Annotated in this window: 5 protein-coding genes; 4 read left to right on the top strand and 1 reads right to left on the bottom strand. The window is 74.4% G+C overall.

Annotated features, from left to right (window positions below):
* The first annotated feature begins 364 nt into the window (after positions 1–364).
* Positions 365–700 carry a hydroxyisourate hydrolase gene (locus EV374_RS11310; RefSeq protein ID WP_132234342.1) on the top strand — a complete coding sequence of 112 codons (336 nt, stop codon included), beginning with the start codon at positions 365–367 and terminating at the stop codon, positions 698–700.
* A gap of 86 nt (positions 701–786) precedes the next feature.
* Here EV374_RS11310 and EV374_RS11305 read toward each other — a convergent pair whose 3' ends face one another.
* Entirely contained in the window at positions 787–2151 is a 1365-nt protein-coding gene (locus EV374_RS11305) for a condensation domain-containing protein (RefSeq protein ID WP_132234340.1), read from the bottom strand.
* A gap of 509 nt (positions 2152–2660) precedes the next feature.
* On the opposite strand from EV374_RS11305, the gene EV374_RS11300 reads away from it, so the two are divergent.
* From EV374_RS11300 to EV374_RS11290, 3 genes are read left to right on the top strand one after another with little or no spacing between them, the layout of a single operon-like run.
* The gene (locus EV374_RS11300; RefSeq protein ID WP_132234338.1) at positions 2661–10292 is read left to right on the top strand and encodes a type I polyketide synthase; all 7632 of its coding nucleotides are present in this window, start codon (positions 2661–2663) and stop codon (positions 10290–10292) included.
* A 37-nt stretch (positions 10293–10329) separates the two neighbouring features.
* Positions 10330–15777, top strand: a complete 5448-nt coding sequence (locus EV374_RS11295; RefSeq protein ID WP_132234335.1) for a type I polyketide synthase — start codon at positions 10330–10332, stop codon at positions 15775–15777.
* A 47-nt stretch (positions 15778–15824) separates the two neighbouring features.
* On the top strand, positions 15825–24869 hold the full coding sequence (locus tag EV374_RS11290; protein ID WP_132234333.1) for a type I polyketide synthase: 9045 nt from the start codon (positions 15825–15827) through the stop codon (positions 24867–24869).
* Positions 24870–24917 lie beyond the last annotated feature (48 nt).

Genomic DNA, 24917 nt, shown 5'->3' with positions numbered 1-24917 from the left:
CATGGGTACCAACTCTCTGTGCGATAGCCGGCGTTGCCTACGACGGCTCGAACTGGATTGGCTCAGACGCTAGAAAAGCTGGCTATGGTCTCGCTAAATGCTGGTTTTCGGTCCGGTATCGCCGCCGGCGTTGGTGCCATAGCCCACCAGGTGACGCCACTGGCTGAGGTTTGGCGCCGTCCCAACGACCAACCCAACATTCCATGAGGGACAACGAACGGCCAGTTCTTGTCGTCCACCCGGGTATCGATAACAAATCGATGAGCGAACGATATCGGCGTAACCGACCATCGTCCCTGCGGACGCCACCGGCGGCCGACCGGCAGCCGGACCGGCTGCCGGCAACGAGAGGTGGTCATAGCTCATGGTGCTCTCCGTCGAGGTCGTCGACTGTTCGTTCGGCATGGCCGCCGCAGACGTGGGCGTCGTGCTCGCCCGGCAGGTCGGGCTACGGTGGCGGGACCTGGCCAGCGGCCGCACCGGAACCGATGGACGGCTCGCCATCTGGACCGAGCCGACCATCGACGCCGGCATCTACCAGCTGGCGGTCGACTTGGACGGCTACTACTCGATCCTCGGCGCCGTACCGCTGCACCCGAGAGCGGTGGTGGAGTTTCGCGTCGCGGACCCGGACGCCGACCTGCACCTGCCGCTGATGGTCACCGTGAACTCGTACCTGAGCTATCGGGGCTGCGGCTGACGGTGCCGGCGGCCGGACCGGCGCCGCGGGTCGCGGCACCGGTCCGGCGGTGCTCGACGTGGCGTCGCCGGAGTGGTCGCCGGTGCTCAGCGGCCGGCCGGTGCCGGGCCCTGGCCGGGAAAGAGCGCCGGCTCCGGTACGACGGTGCCGGCGTCATCGAGGCTGCCGAGGCGGGCCTGTGGATCGGTGACCGAGCGTCGTACGGTCTCGGCGATCACCCGCAGGGCCCGCACGACCGCGTCCGCGCCGAGCACGTCGGGATCGACCCGCAGGGTGACGCCGATCCACTGCTGCCCGTCGCCGTGCACCCGGGCGTAGAACGGATGCCCGGCATTTCGCGGTGGAACGTCCCAGCTCAACTCAGCGGTACCGGCGGAGCGGGCGTCGTCCGGCACCTCGCGCGGCGGCTCGGAGATGTAGTTGAACCAGCAGTCGTGCGTGAACCGGGTGCCGTCCGGGCTGCCGATCTCCTTGGCCAGTTCCTCGGCCCGGTCCACGTCGTAGCTGCCGCTGCGATAGGCCAGCATCGCGTTGAAGTGGGTCCGCTTCAGGTACTGCGCCAGCGTGCTGTCCGGATCGACCCGGCAGACCAGCGGGACCAGTTGGTTGAGGGTGCCGATCAGCGGCTGCCACTCGGGATCGAACCGGTTCGCCGACATCAGACTCATCATGATCCGGTCCCGGTCGACGAACTGGGCGAGCGCGACGGCGGTCGCCGCCATCACCACGCTCTGCTGCGAGACACTGTGCGCCTTCGCCGCCTGGGCCACCAGCACAGCGAGGTGGTGTGATCGGAGGGTGGCCTGGATCCGTCGCTCGGCCGCGCGGCCTGCCGGCGGTGCGGGCAGGTTGCGTACGGGGCCGTCGGTCAGCAGCCGCCGCCAGTAGGTCTCGGCACGTCGGCGACGGGACTGCCAGGAATCGCTGCGCTGCGCCAGGGCCAGCTCACGGCTGCGCGGCGCCGGTGCCGAGCCGGCACCGGGGTCGGCCGCGACGGCCCGGAACTGCTGCTCCAACTCCTGGATCGCCCACAGGTCGACGACCATGTGCGACAGCGACAGGGCCAGGAACTGCGGCTGCCCCGCCACGCTGACGAGCCGGCCCTGCCAGCCGGGATCGTCGAGCACCGGGAACGGCAGCTGGTGCAGCGCGCGCAGGGTGGCGGCCGGGTCCGCCGGGTCGCGTACGGCGTGGTCGACCTGCTCGATCCGCAGCGGCAGCTGGTCGTGGATCCGCTGCACCGGCTGGTCGTCGACGACGTGATAGGTGGTCCGTAGCGACTCGTGCCGTCGCGCCAACGCGCCCAGCGCGCCGAGCACGGTGTCGGCGGTGAGGCCCCGGACGTCCCAGGTCGCCGGGACGTTGACCTCCATCAACCGGTCGGTGGCGAACGTCTCCATCGACCGCCAGGTCGACAGCTGTCCGTAGGTGAGTGGAGCGTCGATCGCCACGGTGACTCCTTCGAGGTCGGGGGTGGCCGCGCCCGGTCGAAACCCGGGCCTCGCCGGGCGCGGCGACGAGGTGCGACGGTCACCCGGCGAGGCCGGGCGACCGTCAGGTGCAGACGACCAACGACCGGTGTCCGGCACTGCGCATGTTCATCACCTCCTCCGCGGTGATCCGTGTCCGGGAACCGGACCGGCCACTACGGCCGGCGGTATCCCATCGGCGGTGCGATACGCATGTTAAGACCTACTCATAAGGCATTTGGTCAGGTCAACAGCGGCACTCTGGCAGCTTGTTACCGTCGCTTAATTGCCACTCGGAATAGGGCTGTACCAGCCTTGACGTCCACGTCGGCGGAGCAGACGATTCAAGCGCGTCTTCCAGGTCGGAGAACGGCCGGCGCGAAACATCTCCTCGGTATGACCGGATCGGTGCGGCGTTCCTTCGGCCGTAAATCGGAAACGAACCGGGGCGGTGGCTGTTCACGAATGCACTGCGACGGGTGGGTGAGCGGATGTCTTCCTCGGTCAGCGGATCTGCGGCCATGGAGCCGGTGGCCGTCATCGGTATGTCCTGCCGGCTGCCTCGCGCCGCGGACGCCGACCAGTTCTGGCAGCTGCTGCGTGCCGGCGGGGACGCCGTCGTCGACGCTCCGGCGCACCGCTGGGCCGAGCAGTCCGAGTTCCGCCGCGGTGGCTTCCTCGACGAGGTCGACCGGTTCGACGCCGGCTTCTTCGGCATCTCGCCGCACGAGGCGACGGCGATGGACCCACAGCAGCGCCTGATGCTCGAACTGTGCTGGGAGGCGCTGGAGCACGCCCGGATCGCGCCGAGCGTGCTGCGCGACGCCGCCGTCGGAGTCTTCGTCGGTGCCATCGCGGCGGACTACGCGAACCTGCACGACCGGCTCGGTGCCCGTACCCTCGGCCCGCACACCCTCACCGGCACGCAGCGTGGCCTCATCGCGAACCGGCTGTCCTACCTGTTCGGACTGCGCGGGCCGAGCCTGACCGTCGACGCCGGTCAGTCGTCGTCGCTGCTCGCCGTGCAGCTGGCCTGCGACGAGCTGCGCCGCGGCGGCGCGACGGTGGCGATCGCCGGCGGGGTGAACCTCAACCTGCTGCCGGAGACCAGCGCGGTGATCGGCCGGTTCGGCGCGCTCTCCCCGGACGGCCGTTGCTACACCTTCGACCACCGCGCGAACGGCTACGTCCGCGGCGAGGGTGGTGGGCTGGTCGTGCTCAAGGCGCTCTCCGCGGCGCTCGCCGACGGCGACCCGGTGCACTGCGTGATCCTCGGCGGCGCGGTCAACAACGACGGCGGCGGTGCCGGGCTGACCGTCCCGAACCCGGTCGCCCAGACCGAGGTGATCCGGTTGGCCTGCCACCGGGCCGGGGTGGCCCCGGCCGACGTGCAGTACGTGGAGCTGCACGGCACCGGCACCCCGGTCGGCGACCCGATCGAGGCAGCGGCCCTGTCCGCCGCGCTCGCCGCCGACCGGCCGGCCGACCGACCGCTGCTGGTCGGCTCGGTCAAGACCAACATCGGTCACCTGGAAGGCGCCGCCGGCATCGCCGGCCTGCTCAAGACCATCCTCGCCATCAGCCACCGACGGCTGGTGCCCGGCCTCAACTTCGAGGCCCCGCATCCGCTGATCAAGCTCGACGAGCTCAACCTGCGGGTGGTCTGCGCCGAACGCGACTGGCCCGCCGCCGACCGGCCGCTGGTCGCCGGGGTCAGCTCCTTCGGAATGGGCGGCACCAACTGCCACCTGCTGCTGGCCGAGGCGCCGCCCCGCCGCGCGGTGCACCGGGACCGCGCCCCGAACGCCGACGCGCCGTGGTTGCTGTCGGCCCGTACCGCACCGGCGCTGCGCGCCCAGGCCGCCGCGTTGTCCGGCCACGTCACCGCCGACCCGTCGGTCGAGCCGGCCGACGTCGCGTACTCGCTGGCCCGCACCCGGGAGCGGTTCGAGCACCGGGCGGTCGTGCTCGGCGCCGACCGGCACGAGCTGCTCGCCGGCCTCGACGCGCTCGCCACCGGCCGCCCTGCCGACACCGTCGTCGCCGGCCGGGTGGCCACCGGCCGGCGGGTGTTCGTCTTCCCCGGCCAGGGCTCGCAGTGGCCGGCGATGGCCCGCGAACTGCTCGCCCACTCGCCGGTCTTCGCCGACCGGCTCACCGCCTGCGCGCAGGCGCTCGCGCCGTACGTCGACTACCCGCTGCTCGACGTGCTGCGCGAGGTGCCCGGCGCGCCGAGTCTGGACCGGGTCGACGTGGTGCAGCCCGCGCTCTGGGCGGTGCTGGTCTCGCTGGCCGAGCTCTGGCGCTCGCACGGGGTCGAGCCGGACCTGGTCGTCGGCCACTCGCAGGGCGAGATCGCGGCCGCGACCGTGGTCGGCGCGCTGTCGCTGGCCGACGGGGCGCGGGTGGTCGCGCTGCGCAGCCGGGCCATCGCCGCGGTCTCCGGCGGCGGCGGAATGGCCTGGATCGGCGCCCCGGTCGACCTGCTCGTCGAGCGGCTGCGGGCCACTGCCGGGGTGAGCCTGGCGGCGGTGAACGGGCCGCGCTCGGCGGTCGTCTCCGGCGACCTGCGACAGATCGGGCGGCTGCGCGAGGCGATCGAGGCGGACGGGCACCGGACCAAGGACGTGCCGGTGGACTACGCCTCGCACTCGCCCGCGGTCGACGGTCTGCGCGACGAGATCGTCGAGGCGTTGGCCCCGATCCGGCCGCGCTCCACCACCGTCCCGTTCGTCTCCACCGTGACCGGCGAGCCGATCGACACCGCCGAGCTCGACGCCGACTACTGGTTCCGCAGCCTGCGCCAGCCGGTCCGGTTCGACCAGGCGACCAGGACCGCGCTGCGCCTCGGCGGCGCGCTGTTCATCGAGTGCAGCCCGCATCCGGTGCTCACCGCCAGCATCGAGGAGACCGCCGAGGAACTGGAGTCCGACGCACTGGCCGTGGGCACCCTGCGCCGCGACGACGGCGGCCAGGCCCGACTGCGGCACGCGCTGGCCCAGGCGTACGTCGGTGGGGCCGATGTCGACTGGGACCCGTACTGCGTCCGGCCCGACGCCCGGCCGGTCGACCTGCCGACGTACCCGTTCCAGCGGGAGCGGTACTGGCTCGGCGACGCCGCGCGCCCGATTGGGGAGGCCGCCGCCACGGCGGTGCCGCAGACCGCCGCGCCGGCCGGGACAGCACCACCTGCGGCGTCCCGGCGGGAACTGCGTGACCTGGTACTGGCGGCGGCGGCGACCGTCCTCGGGCATCGTGACGCCGCCGAACTCGACCCGGTACGCACCTTCAAGGAGCTGGGCTTCGACTCGGTGAGCACGGTCGAGCTGCGGCACCGGCTGCGCGCCGCGACCGGGCTGCGCCTGCACACCACCGTCGTCTTCGACCACCCCACCCCGAACCGGCTCGCCGAACACCTGCACGCCGCGCTGGGCCAGCCCTCGGCGGGCACCGGCGGAGCTCGGGTCGACGCCGGCGCCCGCGCCGGACGGGACAGCGAACCGATCGCCGTCGTGGCCATGGGCTGCCGCTACCCCGGTGGGGTCAACTCACCCGAAGAGCTGTGGCGGCTGATCTCGACCGGCACCGACGCGATCTCCGCGCTGCCCACCAACCGGGGCTGGGACCTGGACACCCTCTACGGCGCCGGTCCGGAGCGGCCCGGCACCTGCGCCACCCGGTACGGCGGCTTCCTGCACGACGCGGACCTCTTCGACGCGGCGTTCTTCGGTGTCAGCCCCCGCGAAGCGCTGGCCATGGACCCCCAGCAGCGGCTGCTGCTCGAGGTGGCCTGGGAGGCGTTCGAGCGGGCCGGCATCGACCCGGCCGACCTCGCCGGCTCGTCGACCGGCGTGTACGTCGGCGCGATGGCCACCGACTACGGTCCCCGGCTGCACCTGCAGACCGGGGCCGCCGACGGGCACCTGCTCACCGGGACCGCGCTGAGCGTGGCTTCCGGCCGGATCGCCTACACCTACGGTTTCCAGGGCCCGGCGGTCACCGTCGACACCGCCTGCTCCTCGTCACTGGTCGCCATCCAGCTCGCGCTCGAGGCGTTGCGTCGCGGCGACTGCCCGCTCGCCCTGGCCGGCGGGGTGACCCTGATGGCCAACCCGGGCAACCTGGTGGAGTTCAGTCGGCAGAACGGGCTGGCCGTGGACGGCCGGGCCAAGGCGTTCGCCGCCTCGGCTGACGGGACCGCCTTCGCCGAGGGCGCCGGGGTGCTGCTGCTGGAACGGCTCGACGACGCGCGCCGCAACGGGCACCCGGTGCTCGCGGTGCTGCGCGGTGGCGCGGTCAACCAGGACGGCGCCAGCAACGGGCTGACCGCGCCGAACGGCCTGGCCCAGGAACAGGTCATCCGGCTGGCACTGGCCGACGCCCGACTCGGCGCCCAGGACGTGGACGTCGTCGAGGCGCACGGCACCGGCACCGTGCTGGGCGACCCGATCGAGGCGCACGCGATCCAGGCGACGTACGGCGAGAACCGGACCGGGCAGCCGCCGGTCTGGCTCGGCTCGGTGAAGTCGAACATCGGGCACACCCAGGCCGCCGCCGGGGTGGCCGGAGTGATCAAGATGGTGCAGGCGATGCGGTACGGCGTACTGCCCCGCTCGCTGCACTGCGAGGAGCCGACCACCAAGGTCGACTGGGACTCCGCCGGGGTCAGGCTGCTGACCGAGCAGCGATCCTGGCCGGCGACGGGGCGGCCGCGGCGCGCCTCGGTGTCGAGCTTCGGCATCAGCGGTACCAACGCGCATCTCATCCTGGAGTCGGTCGAGCCGGCCGAGCACCCGGACGAGGCCGGCCCGGCGGCCGGCGACCCGCTGCCCTGGGTGCTCTCCGCGCGGACCGGTGACTCGCTGCGCGCGCTGGCCGAGCTGCTGCGCGGGTACGCCACGGACGCCCCGGACGCGGATCTCGGTGCCGCCGCCGCCGTACTGGCCGGCCGCGTCGCCTTTCCACACCGGGCGGTCGTGTTCGGCGCCGACCGGCCCGGACTGTGCGCCGCACTGGCCGATCTCGCCGCCGGTACGCCGAACCCGGCGGTGCTGACCGGCGTCGCCACGAACCGTCCCGGGCCGGTCGCGGCGGACGGCCAGCCAGCCGAGGCCGAGCCGGGCGTCGACGGGGCCGGTTCCGACGCCCTCAGCGCCGCCGCCCGGGCCTGGGTCGATGGCGAGCCGGTCGGCTGGGCGCGGCTGCTCGGTCTTCCGACGCACCGTCCCGAGCTGCCGAGCTACCCCTTCGAGCGCCGGCGCTACTGGCTCTCCGACGCGGCCCAGCCGGCCACCGGGACGGTCCGGCACCCGCTGCTCCGCTCGGCGGTGCCGGTGGCCGAGAGCGGCGGGCTGCTGCTCCGTGGGCGGCTGTCCGACACCGACACGCCCTGGCTGGTCGACCACATGATCGCCGGGCGGGTGCTGCTGCCCGGTACCGCCTTCGTGGAGTTCGGGCTCGCCGCCGCCGCCGCGGTCGGCGCCGACCGGCTCGCCGAGCTGACCCTGCACGCCCCGCTGGTGCTGGCCGAGGCGGCAGCCGTGGAGCTGCAGATCTGCCTCGGCGAGGCCGAGGCGGACGGTCGCCGTACGCTCAGCATCCACTCCCGGCCGGTCGGTGAGGCCGAGGCCGAGTGGACCCGGCACGCCAGCGGGTCGGTGGCCCCCGCCCCCGCCGACCCGCCGTCCGAACCGCTCACCGTCTGGCCGCCGGCCGGTGCCGAGCCGATCGATCTGGCCACCGCGTACGCCGACCTGGCCGCGGCCGGTTACCAGTACGGCCCGGCGTTCCGGGGACTGGTCGCCGCCTGGCGGTGCGGCGCCGACCGGTACGCCGAGGTGCGGTTGCCCGATGTCGGCGGCGCGCGTGACTACCGCATCCACCCGGCGCTGCTGGACGCCGCCCTGCACCCGCTGGTGCTCGACACCGGGGCCGGCGACGGCGAACTCCGGCTGCCGTTCGTCTTCTCCGACGTGCGGGTCACCGGGGCCGGCGCCGACCGGCTGCGGGTCCGGCTGAGCCCCGGCGCGGACGGCGCCGTCGCGCTGACCCTCCACGACGGCACCGGCCAGCGGATCGGTGCGGTGGCCGCGCTCAGCATGCGCAGTGTGCCGCCGGGCACCGAGCTGACCGCACCGGGCGCCTTCGGGCCGGGCCTGCACGACCTGCGCTGGGTCCCCGCCGGTACGCCGCAGGCGCAGCTCGCCGGCCGGAGCTGGGCGGTGCTCGGCGACACCGGAGCGGCCGACACGATCCGCGCCGAGCTGGACGCCGCCGGGGTGACCGTCTCCCGGCACCACGACCTCGCCGCGCTGGCCGGGCCGGACGCCGGTACGGTGCCGCCGGTCGTGCTGGTGCCGCTGCCCGCCGACGCCGACGAGGACGACCTCGATCCGGCGGGCCGGGCCCGGACCCACCTGCACCGCGTCCTCGGGCTGCTGCGCCAGTGGCTGGGCGAGGCCCGGTTCACCGGCGCCCGGCTGCTCATCCTGGCCGGGCACCGGTCGGTGGGCACGGCCGCGGTGTGGGGGCTGGTACGGACCGCGCAGGTCGAGCACCCCGGCCGGTTCGTGCTGGCCGACCTGCCCGGCGGTGGCGGCTCCGCCGGCCGGTGGCAGCGGCTGGCCGCCGCGTTGGACGCCGGTGAACCGCAGTTCGCCGTGGTTGACGGCGCGCTGCTGGTGCCCCGGCTCGCCCGCCGGGAGTCCCGGCCCGGCCCGCTGGTGGACCTCGGCTCGGGCACGGTCCTGGTCACCGGGGGCACCAGCGGCCTGGGCGCGCTCGCCGCAGCCCGACTGGTCGAGCGCCACGGCGTGCGCGACCTGCTGCTGACCTCCCGTCGGGGAGAGAGCGCCAACGGCGTCGCCGAGCTGGTACGGCGGCTGACCGGGCTCGGTGCGTCGGTCCGGGTGGCGGCCTGTGACGTGGCCGACCGGGCGGCGTTGACCGGGCTGCTGGCCACGATCCCGCCGCGGCGGCCGCTGGTCGGCGTGGTGCACGCGGCCGGAGTGCTCGGTGACGCCACGGTGGACCGGCTCGATGCGTCCGCGCTGGACCGGGTGCTCCGCCCGAAACTCGACGCCGGCTGGCTGCTGCACGAGCTGACCGCCGAGCTGCCGGTACGGATGTTCGTGCTCTTCTCCTCGGTGGCCGGCCTGCTGGGCAACGCCGGACAGGCGAACTACGCCGCGGCCAACGCCTTCCTCGACGCCCTGGCCGGTCACCGGCGCGACCTCGGCCTGCCGGGTACCTCGATCGCCTGGGGCCTGTGGGGGGTCCGGACGCAGATGACGGAGGGTCTCTCGGCTGCCGACGAGGCCCGGCTCGCCCGCGCGGGTCTGGCCGGCCTGAGCCAGCGGCAGGGACTGGAGCTGTTCGACGCCGCGCTGCGCGACGCCGGGCAGGGCGACCCGCTGGTGGTCGCCGCCCGCTGGGAGCCGGCCGGCCTGCGGGCCCGGCTGACCGCAGGTGGCGAGTCACCGGCGATCCTGCGGCAACTACTGGGTGCCGGCCGTCGGGCGGCGCCCGCCAGCCCGGCCGGCACCGTGCTGGCGGATGCCGCCGGTGTCGTGCCCGGCGCCACCGGCCCGGCGGCCGCCGCCAGGCTGGCCGACCAGCTGGCCGGGCTGGACCACACCGAGGGCCGCCAACTGGTGCTGGACCTGGTCGGGCGGACCGTGGCGCTGGTGCTGGCCTACGGCCCGCAGGACACCGTCGAGGCCGACCGGCCGTTCACCGAACTCGGACTGGACTCACTGTCCTCCATGGACCTGCGCGACCGGCTCGCGGCCGACACCGGTCTGCCGCTGCCCGCGACGCTGGTCTTCAACGAGCCGACCACCGAGGACGTGGCCGACTGGATCCTGCGCGAGCTGATGCCCGCCCCGCCAGCCGCCGACGAGCTGCTGCGCGAGGCGCTGGACCGGGTCACCGCCCGCCTGGCCGACGCCGACCCGGACGAACAGGACCGGGTGACGGCCGTGCTGCGGGCCGCGCTGCACCGGTTCGACGGCGGGCGCGAGCAGGAACCGGACACCCCGGCCCTGGCGCCGGTACTGACGTCGGCCCGCCTGGGCACGGCCTCTGACGAGGATCTCTTCAATTTCATCGACAGCCAGCTCTGAAACCACACCGGACACACGAAGAAGGGGAGGGACAGCCATGGCGATCGAAGACAAGCTCCGTGACTATCTCAGGCGGGTCACCGCTGATCTGGCCGATGCGAAGCAGCAGCTGGCCGTGGCCGACGAACGGCACCACGAGCCCATCGCGGTCATCGGCATGGCCTGTCGCTACCCCGGCGCCGTCACGACCCCGGAGCAGCTCTGGGACGTCGTCGCTGGCGAGGTGGACGCCACCGGCGAGTTCCCGACCGACCGTGGCTGGGACCTGGAGAAGCTCTACAACCCGGACCCGGACGCGTACGGCACCTCGTACACCCGCCGGGGTGGCTTCATCGACGACCCGGCCGGCTTCGACGCGCCGTTCTTCAACATGAGCCCCCGGCAGGCCCTGGCGACCGATCCGCACCACCGGCTCTTCCTGGAGATCACCTGGGAGGCGTTCGAGCGGGCCGGCATCGACCCTGCCACGGTGCGCGGCGACCGGGTGGGCATCTGGTCGGGGATGATGTACGACCACTACTCGACCCAGTTCCTCGGTGACATGCCGACGAGCGTCGAGGGCACCCTGATGGTCTCCAGCGTGCCGAGCGTGCTCTCCGGCCGGGTGGCCTACACGTTCGGGCTGGAGGGCCCTGCGGTCACCCTGGACACCGCCTGCTCGTCCTCGCTGGTCGCACTGGACCTGGCCGTGCAGGCACTGCGGTCCGGAGACTGCCCGATGGCGCTCGCCGGTGGGGTCACCGTGATGGCGGTACCCGACCCGTTCGTCGAGTTCTCCCGCCAGCGGGCCCTGGCCACCGACGGCCGGTGCAAGGCGTTCTCCGACGACGCCGACGGTGCGGTGTGGGCCGAGGGCGCGGGCGTGCTGCTGCTCGAGCGGCTCCGCGACGCGCGGCGCAACGGTCGCCGGATCCTGAGCGTCATCCGCGGCATCGCGGTGAACCAGGACGGTACGAGCAACGGGATGACCGCCCCCAGCGGGCGCGCCCAGGAGCGGGTCATCCGGCGGGCGCTGGCCGACGCGCGGCTGGAGCCGGCCGCGATCGACCTGGTCGAGGCGCACGGCACCGGCACGCCGCTGGGTGACCCGATCGAGGCGACCGCCATCCTCGCCACCTACGGGCAGAACCGCCCGGCCGACCGGCCGCTGTGGCTGGGCTCGTTGAAGTCCAACATCGGGCACAGCCAGGCCGCGGCCGGCGTCGGTGGCCTGATCAAACTGATCATGGCGATGCGGCACGGCACGATGCCCCGGACGGTGAACGTCACCGCGCCGACGCACCACGTCGACTGGAGCTCCGGCGCGGTGGAACTGCTCACCGAGGCGCGGCCCTGGGCCCGCCTGGACGAGCAGCCGCGCCGGGCCGGGATGTCCTCGTTCGGCATCAGCGGGACCAACGCGCACGTGATCCTGGAGGAGCCCACGGAGGACCAGGCGCCCGCACCGGCAGCCGGGCACCCGGGCCCGCACGCCTGGGTGATCTCCGCCCGCACCCCGACCGCGCTGCGCCGGCAGGCCCGGCGACTGCACGACCGGGTGCTCGCCGACCCCGCCGTACGGCCCGCCGACATCGCCTTCTCGCTGGCCGACACCCGAGCCCGTTTCGACCACCGGGCGGTGGTCGTCGGCCGGGACCGGGCCGAACTCGTCGAGCGGCTGGCCGGGTACGTCGACGGCCGGCCCGGCGCGGTGGTCCCGGCCGGCGTCGCCCGGGGCCAGGTGTCGACCACCTTCCTCTTCACCGGGCAGGGTGGCCAGCGCCCCGGCATGGGCCGGGACCTGTACCGGGCGTTCCCGGTCTTCGCGGCGGCCTTCGACGAGGCCTGCGCGGCGCTTGACCCGTACCTGGAGCGGCCGCTGCGCGAGGTGATGTGGGCCGAGCCGAACACGGCCGGCGCGGCGGCGCTGAACCAGACCCTCTACACCCAGCCGGCGCTCTTCGTCTACGAGGTGGCCGCCTTCCGGCTGCTCACCTCGCTCGGGGTACGCCCGACCAGGCTGGCCGGGCACTCCGTCGGCGAGATCGCCGCCGCGCACGTGGCCGGCATCTGGACGCTGGCCGACGCCGCCCGCCTGGTCGCCACCCGGGCCCGGCTGATGCAGAACCTGCCCGCCGACGGCGCGATGGTCGCGGTGGCGGCACCGGCGGCCGAGGTACGCGCCTCGCTGGCGGGGATGGAGCACCTGGTCGGGATCGCCGCGATCAACAGCCCGGGTGACGTGGTGGTCTCCGGCGACGAGCAGTCCTGCCTCGCGGTGCAGGCGCACTGGCGCGCGCTTGGCAAGCGCACCGGACGGCTGCCGGTCAGCCACGCGTTCCACTCGCCGCTGATGGAGCCGATGCTCGACGAGTTCGCCCGCGAGCTGAAAGCGACCAGTTTCGGCGCGGCCCAGCTGCCCTACGAGACCAACCTCGGGCCGGAGCGGTCCTGGACCGACCCCGACTACTGGGTGGACCAGATCCGTCAGACCGTCGGCTTCGCACCGATGATCGAGCTGCTGGAGGCCGCCGGCACCGACGTCTACCTGGAGGTCGGTCCGTTGCCGGTGCTCTCCGGGATGGCCGGCAACTGCCTCACCGACCAGCGGGCGGTCGTGACCGCCACCTACCGCCGCAAGCAGGAGGAGCTGGAGGCGCTCCTGGGTTGCCTCGCCGAGGCGTTCGTGGTCGGCGTGCCCGTCGACTGGACGGCCCTGGCGGCCGGCGGTCGCGCCGTCGACCTGCCGACCTACGCCTTCGAGCGGGAGCGCTACTGGCTGATCCACCGGCGCTCCAGCGCGGACGTCGCCTCGGCCGGGCTGCGCCCGGTCAACCACCCGCTGCTGCGCGCCGCGGTCGATGTCGCCGACGGTACCCGGGTGGTGGTCACCGGCCGGGTGTCACTGACCGAGCTGCCCTGGCTCGCCGACCACGCGGTCGGTGGCGGGGTGGTCGTGCCCGGCGCCGCCCTGCTCGACGTGGTCGGCCAGGTCGGTGCCCAGGCCGGACTGGCCGAGGTGGTGGAGCTGACCTTCGAGGCGCCGCTGGTGCTGCCTGCCGACGGCGGACTCTCGCTACAGGTGGTGGTCGACGGTGGCGACGGCACGGTGGGCGTATACGCCCGTGCCGACGGCGACGACACCTGGGTACGACACGCCAGCGGCGTCCTCGCCCCGCACGGCGGCGGCACCGACGGCCGGTGCGGCTGGGCGACCTCGTGGCCGCCGGCGGGTGCCGTCCCGATCGCCTTCGACGGCGCGTACGACCGGCTGGCCGAACTCGGCTACGAGTACGGTGACGCGTTCCGCGGCGTGCAGGCCGCCTGGCGGGCCGACGACGCGCTCTACGTCGACGTCGCCCTGCCGCAGGCCGCCGAGACCGAGGGCTTCGGACTGCACCCGGTCCTGCTGGACACGGCGTTCCACCCGTACATCTTCGAGGGTGGTTCGGACGAGCTGCGGTTGCCGTTCGTCTTCCGCGGGGTCCGGCTGGCCGGCCACGGCGCCTCGGCGCTGCGGGTCCGGCTCAGCTCCGACGGCGCGGACAAGCTCGCGGTCGAGGCCGCCGACGCGGACGGCCGGCTGGTACTCGCCATCGAGGAGCTGCGGGTCCGGCCGGTCTCCATCGCCTCGATGGTCACCGCGATGGGCCGGGCCACCGGGCCGGCCGGGTTCTTCGGCCTGGGCTGGGTGGACCTGCCGGTTGCCGACGCCGACGAGGCGCCGACCTGGCGGTACCTCGGCGAACCGGTGGCCGGGCTGCCCGGTCACCAGACGGTGGCCGCGCTGGCCGCCGCGGTGGCCGGCGGCGAGCGGTGCGACTTCGCGGTCTTCTCCGGCGCCGGCACCGAGCCGGACGTGCCGACCGCCGCCCGCGAGCTGACGGGGCGGGCGCTGGAGGCCATGCAGCAGTGGGTCGCCGACGAACGGCTGGCCGGATCCCGGCTGGTCTTCCTGGCCGACCCGCGGTCGGTGCGCACCGGCGCGTTGTGGGGACTGGTCCGCGCCGCGCAGGTCGAGCACCCCGGCCGCTTCGTGCTGGCCGACCTGAGGGCCGACGCCCGTGAGGCGCCGTGGGGCCGGCTGGCCGCCGCGATCGGCAAGGGCGAGTCGCAGTGCCTGGTCGAGGCGGAGAAGATCCTGGTGCCGCGGGTCAGCCGTCGCTCGCCCGCCCCGGTGGACGAGCTGGACCTGGCGGACGGGACGGTGCTGGTCACCGGCGGTACCGGCGGTCTCGGCGCACTGGTCGCGACCCGGCTGGTGCAGCGCTTCGGCGTACAACATCTGCTGCTGACCTCCCGGCGCGGTCCGGCGGCCAGCGGCGCGGCCGAACTCGTCGCCCAGCTGGAAGGCCTCGGCGCCTCGGTCCGGGTCGTCGCCTGCGACGTCGCGGACGCCCCGGCGCTGGCCGAAATGCTGGCCTCGGTGCCGGCCGACCGGCCGCTGACCGCCGTGGTGCACGCCGCCGGGGTGCTCGACGACGCGCTGCTGGAGGGGCTCACGCCACAGCGGCTGGAGTCGGTCTTCCGGCCCAAGGCCCAGGCCGCCTGGCTGCTGCACGAGCTGACCGCCGACCTGCCCCTGCGGGCCTTCGTGCTGTTCTCCTCGATCGCCGGGGTGCTCGGTAACGCGGGGCAGGGCAACTACGCGGCGGCGAACAGCTTCCTCGACGCGCTCGCCGCCCACCGGCGGGCGTCCGGGCTGCCGGCGCTCTCCATCTCCTGGGGCATGTGGTCGATGTCGACCGGGATGGCCGCGGAGCTGACCGCGGCCGACGAGGCCCGGCTGTCCCGGGCCGGCGTGGCGGCCATCTCGGCCGAGCAGGGCCTGGACCTGTTCGACACGGCGCTGCGCGAAGCCACGACCGGTGACCCGCTGGTGGTGGCCTCCCGCTGGGACCTGGCGGCGCTGCGCTCGCGGGCCGAGAGCGGCGACGACATCCCGGTGGTGCTGCGCGGCCTGGTCCAGCCCGCCCTGCGACCGCAGGGCGGCAGCGCGGCGAGCGCCTTCGGCCCGGTCGCCCGGCTCGCCGCCCTGCCGACCGACGAGGCCCGGGCGGAGATCGTGGCGGCGCTGCGCTCGCACGTCGCCCGGGTGCTGGCCCACGGCTCGGCCGGCGCGGTGGAGATGGACCGGACCTTCAGCGAGATGGGCTTCGACTCGCTGACCGCAGTCGAACTGCGCAACCGGCTCAACTCGGAGCTGGGCATGCAGTTGCCGGCGGCGTTGGTCTTCGACCACCCCACCGTCGACGCGCTGGCCGACTACCTGCTCGGCGAGCTCGCGCCGGCGGCGCCGGCGGTCAACGACGTGCTGACCGAGACCCTCGACCGGATCACCGCGCAACTCGCCGACGACGACACCGGGGAGCGGGACCGGGTGGTGGCGACGTTGCAGGCGGCCCTGCTCCGGCTCGGCCTGGGGACCAGCGCGGAGGCGTCGAAGGCGCAGCTGGATGCCGCCTCGGACGAGGAGATCTTCCAGTACATCGACACCCAGCTCTGACGATCCAGCTTCCCACCACCCACGCGCTAGGACAGGGGATTTGACAGATGGCAGCCGAGAACAAGCTCCGCGAATACCTCAAGCGGGTCACCGTCGACCTGACTGAGGCGCGCCGGCAGCTCGCCGAGGCCGATGCCGGCCGGCACGAGCCGATCGCCATCGTGGGCCTGTCCTGCCGGTTGCCCGGCGCGCAGAACGTGGACGCCTACTGGGAACTGCTCCGCGACGGGCGTAGCGCGGTGCTCGACGACGCACCGGACGGCCGGTACGACCTCGACCCGTACGTCGCCGACCACGGCGTCTACACCCGTCGCGGAGCATTCCTCTCCGACATCACCCGCTGGGACTCCGAGTTCTTCGGCTCGCCACCCCGCGAGGCGCTGCGGATGGACCCGCAGCAGCGGCTGCTGATGGAGCTGACCTGGGAGGCACTGGAGGACGCCGGCACCCCTCCGGCCCGGGTGGCGGGCAGCCGCACCTCGGTGATGATCGGCTTCTCGGACACCACCCAGTACGGCCGGTTGCAGTCCGACCTACAGGGCGCCGCCGCCTTCACCGACCCGTACGCCGGGCAGGGCAGCTCGGCGAGCGTGGTCGCCGGCCGCCTCGCGTACCACTTCGACCTGCGCGGCCCGACCGTCACCCTGGACACCGCGTGCTCGTCGTCGCTGGTGGCGGTGCACCTCTCCAGTGCGGCGCTGCGCCGCGGCGAGTGCGACCTGGCGGTGGCCGCGGGCGGCTTCCTGCTCATCCAACCCGACCTGTACGTCAACGCCTGCGCCACCTCGATGCTCTCCCGGGACGGGCTGAACAAGACCTTCGACGCCGATGCCGACGGCTACGTGATGGGCGAGGGCGCCGGGGTGGTGGTGCTGGAGCGGCTCTCCGACGCGCTGCGCAACGGCCGCCGGATCCACGCGGTGATCCGCGGCTCGGCGGTCAACCAGGACGGTCACAGCAACGGGATGACCGCGCCGAACCGGGGCGCCCAGGTGGACGTCATCCGCCGGGCGCTGGCCGCCGCGCGGACCAGCCCGGACGAGATCTGCTACGTGGAGGCGCACGGCTCCGGCACCCGGCTCGGCGACTCGATCGAGCTCGGCGCGCTGGGCGACGTCTTCGGCGGCCGGTCCCCGGCGACGCCGCTGCACGTCGGGGCGGTGAAGACCAACATCGGGCACACCCAGGCGGCGGCCGGCATCGCCGGGCTGATCAAGACGGTGCTGGTGCTCAAGCAGGGCGTGGTCCCACCGAACCTCAACCTGGTCAACCCCTCCGAGGCGGTCCTGGCCAGCGACACCGTGCGGCCGGCGACGACGACGCTGGACCTGCCCGAGCAGGACCGGCCCCGGCTGGCCGGGGTCAGCTCGTTCGGCTGGTCGGGCACGAACGCGCACCTGGTGCTGGAGGCCGCCCCGCAGGCCGAGCCGGTCGCCGAGGCACCCGGCCCGTACCTGCTGCCGGTCTCCGCGCACGACCCGGCGGCGTTGCGTGAGCGGCTCGTGGCGCTGGGCGGCGCGCTGGACCGCTGCACCGTCGCCGACCTGGCGTACACCCTGCAGAGCGGGCGGGCCGAGCACCGCTTCCGCCGGGCGGTCCTCGCCACGGACAGCGCCGACGCCACCGGGCGGCTCACCGCCGCGGCCGGCGCGGCCGGTGTGCGCAGCCTGCGTGACCGGCCGCGGGTGGCCTTCCTGCTGCCCGGCTCCGGTGCCAATCACCGCGGGCTCGGGGTCGGGCTCTACCGGCGTGAGCCGGCCTACGCGACCGCGGTGGACAGCTGCGTCGAGATCGCCGCCGAGCACTGCGGGCTGGACCTGCGGCCGTTCCTCCACGCCGGACCCGGTGCCGAGGCCGACCGGCCGGAACTGGCCGCGTCGTTCCACTTCGTCGTCCAGTACGCGCTCGCCCGACTGCTGCTGCACCGCGGTGTCCGGCCGGACGTGCTGGTCGGCCAGGGGATCGGCGAGCAGGTCGCGAACTGCCTGGCCGGGGTGCTCACCCTCACCGACGCGCTTCGGCTGACCAGCCTGCGGGCCCGGCCGACCGACGACACGGCGGGCGGCACCGAGGCGGCCGAGGGGCCCGACCCGGTGACCCGGCAGGCGCCGGCGATCCCCGTGGTCACGGTCGCGGCCGACGGTACCGACCTGGCCCGGCAGTTGCCGCGGGACGTCGACGTCCTGGTGGAGTTGGGCGCGGGTACCGTCCTCGGCGACCTGCTGGCCAGCCAGCTCCCCGATCAGCCGGACACCGTCCTGCTCGGCACCCTGCCCGCCGGGGCGACCGGCGGGGACTCGGCCGAGGTGGCGAGCCTGCTGGACACCTGCGGGCGGCTGTGGGAGATCGGGGTGACCCTCGACTGGTCCGCGCTGCGCGGTGGCCCGGCCCGGCTGGCGGACCTGCCGACCTACCCGTTCCAGCGGCAGCGGCACTGGTTCGACCGACCGGCCGGCCCGGCTGTGACCCGGCCGCGCACCGAGGCGGTCGAGGCCGAGCCCGCCCCGGGCGACGAGCACGTGCGGTTGCTGACCCAGCGATGGCGAGCGGCGCCCACCGGTGCCGCCACCGTCCCGGCCGCCGGGCGGTACGTGCTGCTCGCGCCGGCCGTTGCCGGTACCGCCACCGAGGTGGCCGACGAACTCGCCACCCGGCTGCGCCGCTCCGGCGGCGACGTGGTGCTGGCGACCTGCCCTGGCGACCTCGTCGCGCTGCTCGGTGCCGGCCCCAACACGGTGGTCGACCTGTCGATGACGCAGCCGGTGCCGGCCGACGCGGCCACCGCCGCGGTGCACGGCGCCTCGGGGGTGCTCGCCGCCTGCGGCGGTAGCGGCCACAGCGGTACCCGCGTGATGGTGGTCACCCAGGGCGGCCAGGCGGTGGCGGACAGTGCCGGGGTGACCGTCGGTGGCACCGCGCCGGCCCAGGCCGCGGTCGCGGTGCTGCCGGTGGTCGCCAATCAGGAGTACCTGGACCTGGAGAGCGTCAACGTCGACCTCGACCCGGAGTACGGCCCCGGCGCGATGGCCGACGCCCTCGCCGCCGAGCTGGGCCGCCGCTCCGGCGAGGTGCTCGTCGCCCACCGGGGCGGCACCCGGTACCTGCCGACGTACGAGGCACCGGCGACGCCGCTGGAGACCCACCCGGTGGCCAGCGGCGGCACCTACCTGATCACCGGCGGTCTCGGCGACATCGGTCTCACGATCGCCGGGCACCTGGTGCGCAACGGCGCGGCCGGGCTGGTGCTGACCAGCCGGCGTGGGCTACCCGACGACCCGGACGACCCCCGGCACGCCGCCGTGGCGGCCCTGCGCGCGCTCGGCGCGACGGTGCGCACCCCGCGCGTCGACGTCACCGACGAGGCGGCCATGCGGGCGCTCTTCACCGACGTCCGGATCGACGGCGTGGTGCACGCGGCGGCTGACGCCGGCACCGACACCTTCGTGGCACTGCGGGACCTCGACGGGGCCGCGGTGGCCCGGCAGTTCGGGGCCAAGGTGGACGGTGCCCGGGTGATCGCCCGGATCGTCGCCGGACTGGACGACCGGCTGGTACCGGACTGGTGCCTGCTCTTCTCCTCGACCTCGGCCCTGCTCGGCGGGGTGACCTTCGGTGGCTACGCCGCGGCGAACGCGGCGCTGACCGCGCTCGCCCACGCCGGCACCGACGGACGCAGCCGGTGGATCTCCGCCGGCTGGGACACCTGGGCCTGCACCCTGCAGCGGCTGCGCGACGGGATCGGCGCGAGCATGGCCAGCCACTCGATGAGCGACGCCGAGGCCCTGGCCGCCTTCGACCGGCTGGTCGGCACCGCGCTGCCCGCCGTGGTGGTCGCCGCCGGCGGCCTGGACGACCGGCTGCCCCGCCTCGGCGGCGCGACCGTCGAGCCGGTCGGCGGAGACGCGATCCGCCACCCGCGCCCGGATCTGCCGCAGCCCTACACCCCGCCGCTGACCGGCACGGAGCGGGCGCTGGCCGAACTCTGGTCCGACGTGCTCGGCATCGAGCCGGTCGGCATCCACGACAACTACTTCGACCTCGGCGGCACCTCGCTGCTGGTGCCCCGGCTGCTGGGGCTGGTCAAGAACCGGTTCGCGGTGGCGGTACCGACCGTGTCGCTGTTCGAGGCGCCGACCGTCCGGTCCTTCAGCGCGCTGCTCGATCAGCAGCGTGGCCCGGCCCCGGCGGCGCCGGCCCGGACCGGGGAGCCGGCCGTCGCGCCGGCCGCCGTCGCCGCGCCGGTGGCACCCGTGCCGGTCGCCGCACCGGCCGCGCCCAGCGGCACCGAACTCGTCGTGGCGGCATCGACCGCGCCGGTGCTCGGCGGGGAGCAGCTGGACCGGCGGATCGCCATCGTCGGGATGGCCGGACGGTTCCCGGGCGCCAAGGACGTGGCCGCCTTCTGGCGCAGCCTCTGCGCCGGTGAGGAGCTGATCAGCTTCTTCACCCCGGAGGAGCTGGTCGAGGCGGGCGTGCCGGCCGAGCTGGCGCACGACCCGGCCTACGTACCGGCCCGCCCGATCCTCGACGACATCGCCGGCTTCGACGCCGGGTTCTTCGGCATCAGCCCGCGGATGGCCGCGCTGACCGACCCGCAGCAGCGGCTCTTCCTCGAGGTCTGCTGGGAGGCGCTCGAACAGTCCGGCTACTGCCGGCCGGAGCACCGGGGGCGGGTGGGGGTCTTCGGTGGCACCAACATCAGCACCTACCTGCTCGGCGCGCTCGGCCAGCTGAGCATGCACGAGGACCTGAGCGAGTACGAGCTCATCATGGGCAACGACAAGGACGCCCTGACCACCACCGTGTCGTACCTGTTCGACCTGCACGGCCCGAGCGTCGCGGTGCAGACCTTCTGCTCCACCTCACTGGTCGCGGTGCACCTGGCGGTCCGCAGCCTGCGCAGCGGCGACTGCGAGATGGCGCTGGCCGGCGGCGTGTCGATCCGGGTGCCGGACAAGCAGGGCCACCTGTCCACCCCGGGCGGCATGGAGTCGCGCGACGGGCACGTGCACACCTTCGACGCGCAGGCCAGCGGGACGATGTTCGGCGACGGCGCCACCGTCGTGGTGCTCAAGCGGCTGGACGCCGCGCTGCGCGACGGCGACCACGTCTACGGAGTCATCCGCGGCTCGGCGATGAACAACGACGGCGCGCTGAAGGTCGGTTACACCGCGCCGAGCGTCGCCGGACAGGCCCGGGTGATCGCCGACGCGATGGCCGACGCCGGGGTGAGCCCCGAGGAGATCAGCTACGTCGAGGCGCACGGCACCGCGACCGAACTGGGCGACCCGATCGAGGTCGCCGCGCTGACCCGGGCGTTCGGCAGCACCGAGCAGCGGCAGTACTGCCCGATCGGCGCGGTCAAGACCAACGTCGGGCACATGAACCACGCGGCCGGTACCGCCGGCCTGATCAAGACCGCGCTGTCCCTGCAGTCCCGGGTGATCCCGCCGACCCTGCACTACACGCAGGCCAACCCGGCGATCGACTTCGAGAACAGCCCGTTCTACGTCAACGTCGACCTCGCCGAGTGGCCAGCCATCGAGGGCCGGCCCCGCATCGCCGGGCTCAACTCCATCGGGATGGGAGGCACCAACGTGCACGTCGTCGTGCAGGAGCCACCGGTACGCCCGGAGGTGCCGGAGACCGACGAGCTCACCGGCCCGGCGCACACCCGCCGGTACCAGGTGGTGCCGGTGTCGGCCCGGACCGCGAGCGCGGCGGACCGCGCGGTGCGGCGCCTCGGCGAGCACCTGGATCGCCAGCCGCACGCCAGGCTGGCCGACGTGGCGTTCTCGTTGCAGGTCGGACGCAAGACCTTCGAGCACCGGCGGGTGGCGGTGACCGCCACCTGCGAAGAGACGGTCGGCACCCTGACCGGACGCGACGGTGCCCAGCCCCCGATGAGCCGGGTGGAGGCGGTACAGGGTCGACCGGTGGCGTTCCTGCTCGCCGGCGTCGGCGAGCAGTACCCGGGACTGGTCGGTGAGCTGTACCGGCGCGAACCGGTGTTCCGCGCCGCGCTGGACGAGTGCCTGGCCCCGATCGCCGCGGCACTGCCCGAACTGGACCTCACCGACCTGCTGACCGGGCCCCGCGGCGGCGGCTCCAACCTGGCGGCGCTGCTCGGCCGGGGCGGCGGCACCGACCCGCGTACCGCCGCCCTGCGCCGCACCGAGGTGGCCCAGCCGCTGCTCTTCGCCGTGGACTACGCGCTGGCCAGCACGTTGCTGGCCTGGGGGCTGCGGCCGACCGCGATGCTTGGCTACAGCCTCGGCGAGTACGTCGCGGCCTGCCTGGCCGGGGTGCTGTCGCTACCCGACGCGATCGCCCTGGTGGTGCACCGGGCCAAGCTGATCGGGGCGCTGGATACCGGCTCGATGGCCGCGGTACCGCTGGCCGCCGACGAGCTGCGCCGCCGGTTCCGGCTGGAGCAGCGCGGGCTGGACATCGCCGCGATCAACGGGCCGGAGACGGTGGTGGTCGCCGGTCCGACCGCCGCGCTCGACCAGCTCGCCGCCGACCTGCGTCAGGCCGAGATCCCGTGCCGGCCACTGGAGACCAGCCACGCGTTCCACTCCCGGATGCTGGCCGGGATCAGCGACGAGCTGACCGCCTGGGTGGCCGCCAACATCCGGCTCAACCCGCCCCGGCTGCCCTACATCTCCAACGTCACGGGCGCGCTGGCCGACGCCGCGCTGGTGCGCGACCCGGCCTACTGGGCCCGGCACATGTGCCAGCCGGTGCAGTTCGAGGCGGGTGTGCAGGTGCTGCTCGCCGACCCGGAACTGGCCCTGGTCGAGATCGGCCCCGGCCAGTCGCTCGGCGCGCTGGTGCGCTCCGCCGGCTGCCCGCCGCAGCGCTGGCCGTTAATCACCGCGACGCTGCCGGCCGGCAGCGACCCGCGCCCCGCCGACCTGGTGCTCACCGACGCGCTGGCCCGGCTCTGGCTGGCCGGGGTCGAGATCGACTGGGCGGCACACCACGGCCGCGGCGACGGGGCCACCCCGGTCTACCGGGCCGCCCCCGGCCGGATTCCGTTGCCCACCTACCCGTTCGAGCGGCAGCGGTACTGGATCGAGCAGACGCCGATGGCCGCCGGGCGGGAGGGCGGCGCCGAGTTGCCGGCCGAACCGACCAGCCTGGCCGAGATCGGCCGGCTCCCGCGGCTGCCCGAGGAGCAGTGGCTGCACCTGCCGGTGTGGCGGCAGACCGCAGCCCCGGCCGCCGACGATCGGCAGCCCGACTCGTGGCTGGTCTACGCCGGTACCGGCGCCACCGCCGACGGGGTGCTCGCCGAGCTGGAGCGGACCGCGGCGGCCACCGGCGCGCGGCTGACCGTGGTGCGGGCCGGCGCGGAGTACCACGCGGCCGCCGACGGCTACACCGTCCGGCCGGGAGACCCGACGGACGCGCTCACCATGCTGCGCGCCCTGCGGGCGGCCGGGGTCGGACTGGACCGGGTGGTGCACCTGTGGACCCTCGGCGAGCTGCCGGACGAGGACCGGACGGTGTCGCTGGGCCTGCACACCCTGGTCGCACTGGCCCGTGCGGCGGCCGAACTCGGCCTGGACCGGTGGGCTCTGGACATCGTCAGCACCGGCTCACAGCAGGTGCTCGACGGCGCCGAGGCCCGGCCGGCCAGCGCCACCGTGCTCGGCCCGGCCCTGGTCATCCCGCTGGAGTACCCGTCGGTCAGCACCCGGCTGGTCGACGTGGAGCCGGCCACCCCGGCCGGCGCGGTCGTCGCCGAGCTGCGTCGCCCGCGGACCGAGCCGACGGTGGCGATCCGCGCCGGTCGGCGCTGGGTGTGCGGCTACGAGTCGATCCCGCCGGCCGATCTGGACACCGCCCGTCAGGTGCTCCGCGACGGCGGGGTGTACCTGATCACCGGTGGTCTGGGCGGCATCGGGCTCGGCCTGGCCGCGCAGCTGACGCAGGACTGCCGGGCCCGGCTGGTGCTGTTCGGGCGCACCGGTCTGCCGGCGGCCGAGCGGTGGGCCGGCATCCTGGCCGGCTCCGACAAGGTGGACGAGAGCACCCGCAGCCGGGTGGAACGGGTCCAGGCGCTCGTCGAGGCCGGGGCCGAGGTCGAGATGGTGGTCGGTGACGTCGCCGACCCGACCGACGTCCGGCGGGCGGTCGACACCGCCCGGGAGCGCTTCGGCGCGCTGCACGGCATCCTGCACACCGCGGGCGTACCCGGCACCGGGTTGATGCAGTTCAAGCTGCCCACCGACTCCGACCTGGTGCTCGCGCCCAAGGTCGCCGGCACCCGGGCGATCGTCGAGGCGCTGCGGGTCGGTGCCGACGACGAGATCCGGCTCGACTTCCTGGTGCTCTTCTCGTCGATCACCTCCGCCACGGGTGGTGGCCCCGGCCAGGTCGACTACTGTGCCGCGAACGCCTATCTGGACCGCTACGCCAACATGCTCACCGCCGCCGGACGCCCCACCCTCTCGGTGGACTGGGGCGAGTGGGCCTGGAACGCCTGGGACGGCGGGCTGAGCGGGTTCGACAGCGAGGTGCAGGCGTTCTTCTCGGCGAACCGGGCCCGCTTCGGCATCACCTTCGAGGAGGGCTGGCGCACCCTGCTGCGGGCGCTCGCCTCGGGGGAGTCGCAGCTGGTCGCGGCGACCCAGGACCTGGCCACGATGGTCCGGTTCAGCCGGTGGTTCAACGTCGAGGCGGTGACCGCGCCGAACGGGGCGGCCAGCTCCGAGGCACGCCACCCGCGGCCGGAACTGGTGACCCGCTACCAGGAGCCGACCGGGCCGACCGAGCTGGGCGTGGCCGAGGTCTGGTGCGACTCGCTCAAGCTGGAGCGGGTCGGCGTCGCCGACAACTACTTCGAACTCGGCGGCAACTCGCTGCTCGGCATCGCGCTGCTCAACACGCTGCGCCGCCGGTTCACCGAGGCGGAACTGCCGCCACACATCCTCTACGAGGCACCGACGGTGGCCGCGCTCGCGCGAGTCATCGACGGCACCGCCGCCCGGGCCGCCGCCGCGGCCGCGGACGACGGTCAGCTGCGGGCACAGCTGCGCCGGTCCGGTCTGAAGACCGCGGCGGCCCGCCGCCGCGCGTCGTGACGACGGTGTCCGTCTCCGCCAACCAGCGCACGCGACCCGTCGGCGGGC

The sequence above is a fragment of the Micromonospora sp. CNZ303 genome (assembly GCF_004345505.1).
The sequence above is the reverse complement of the archived record's forward strand: the minus strand, read 5'-3'. Positions and strand labels throughout refer to the sequence as shown.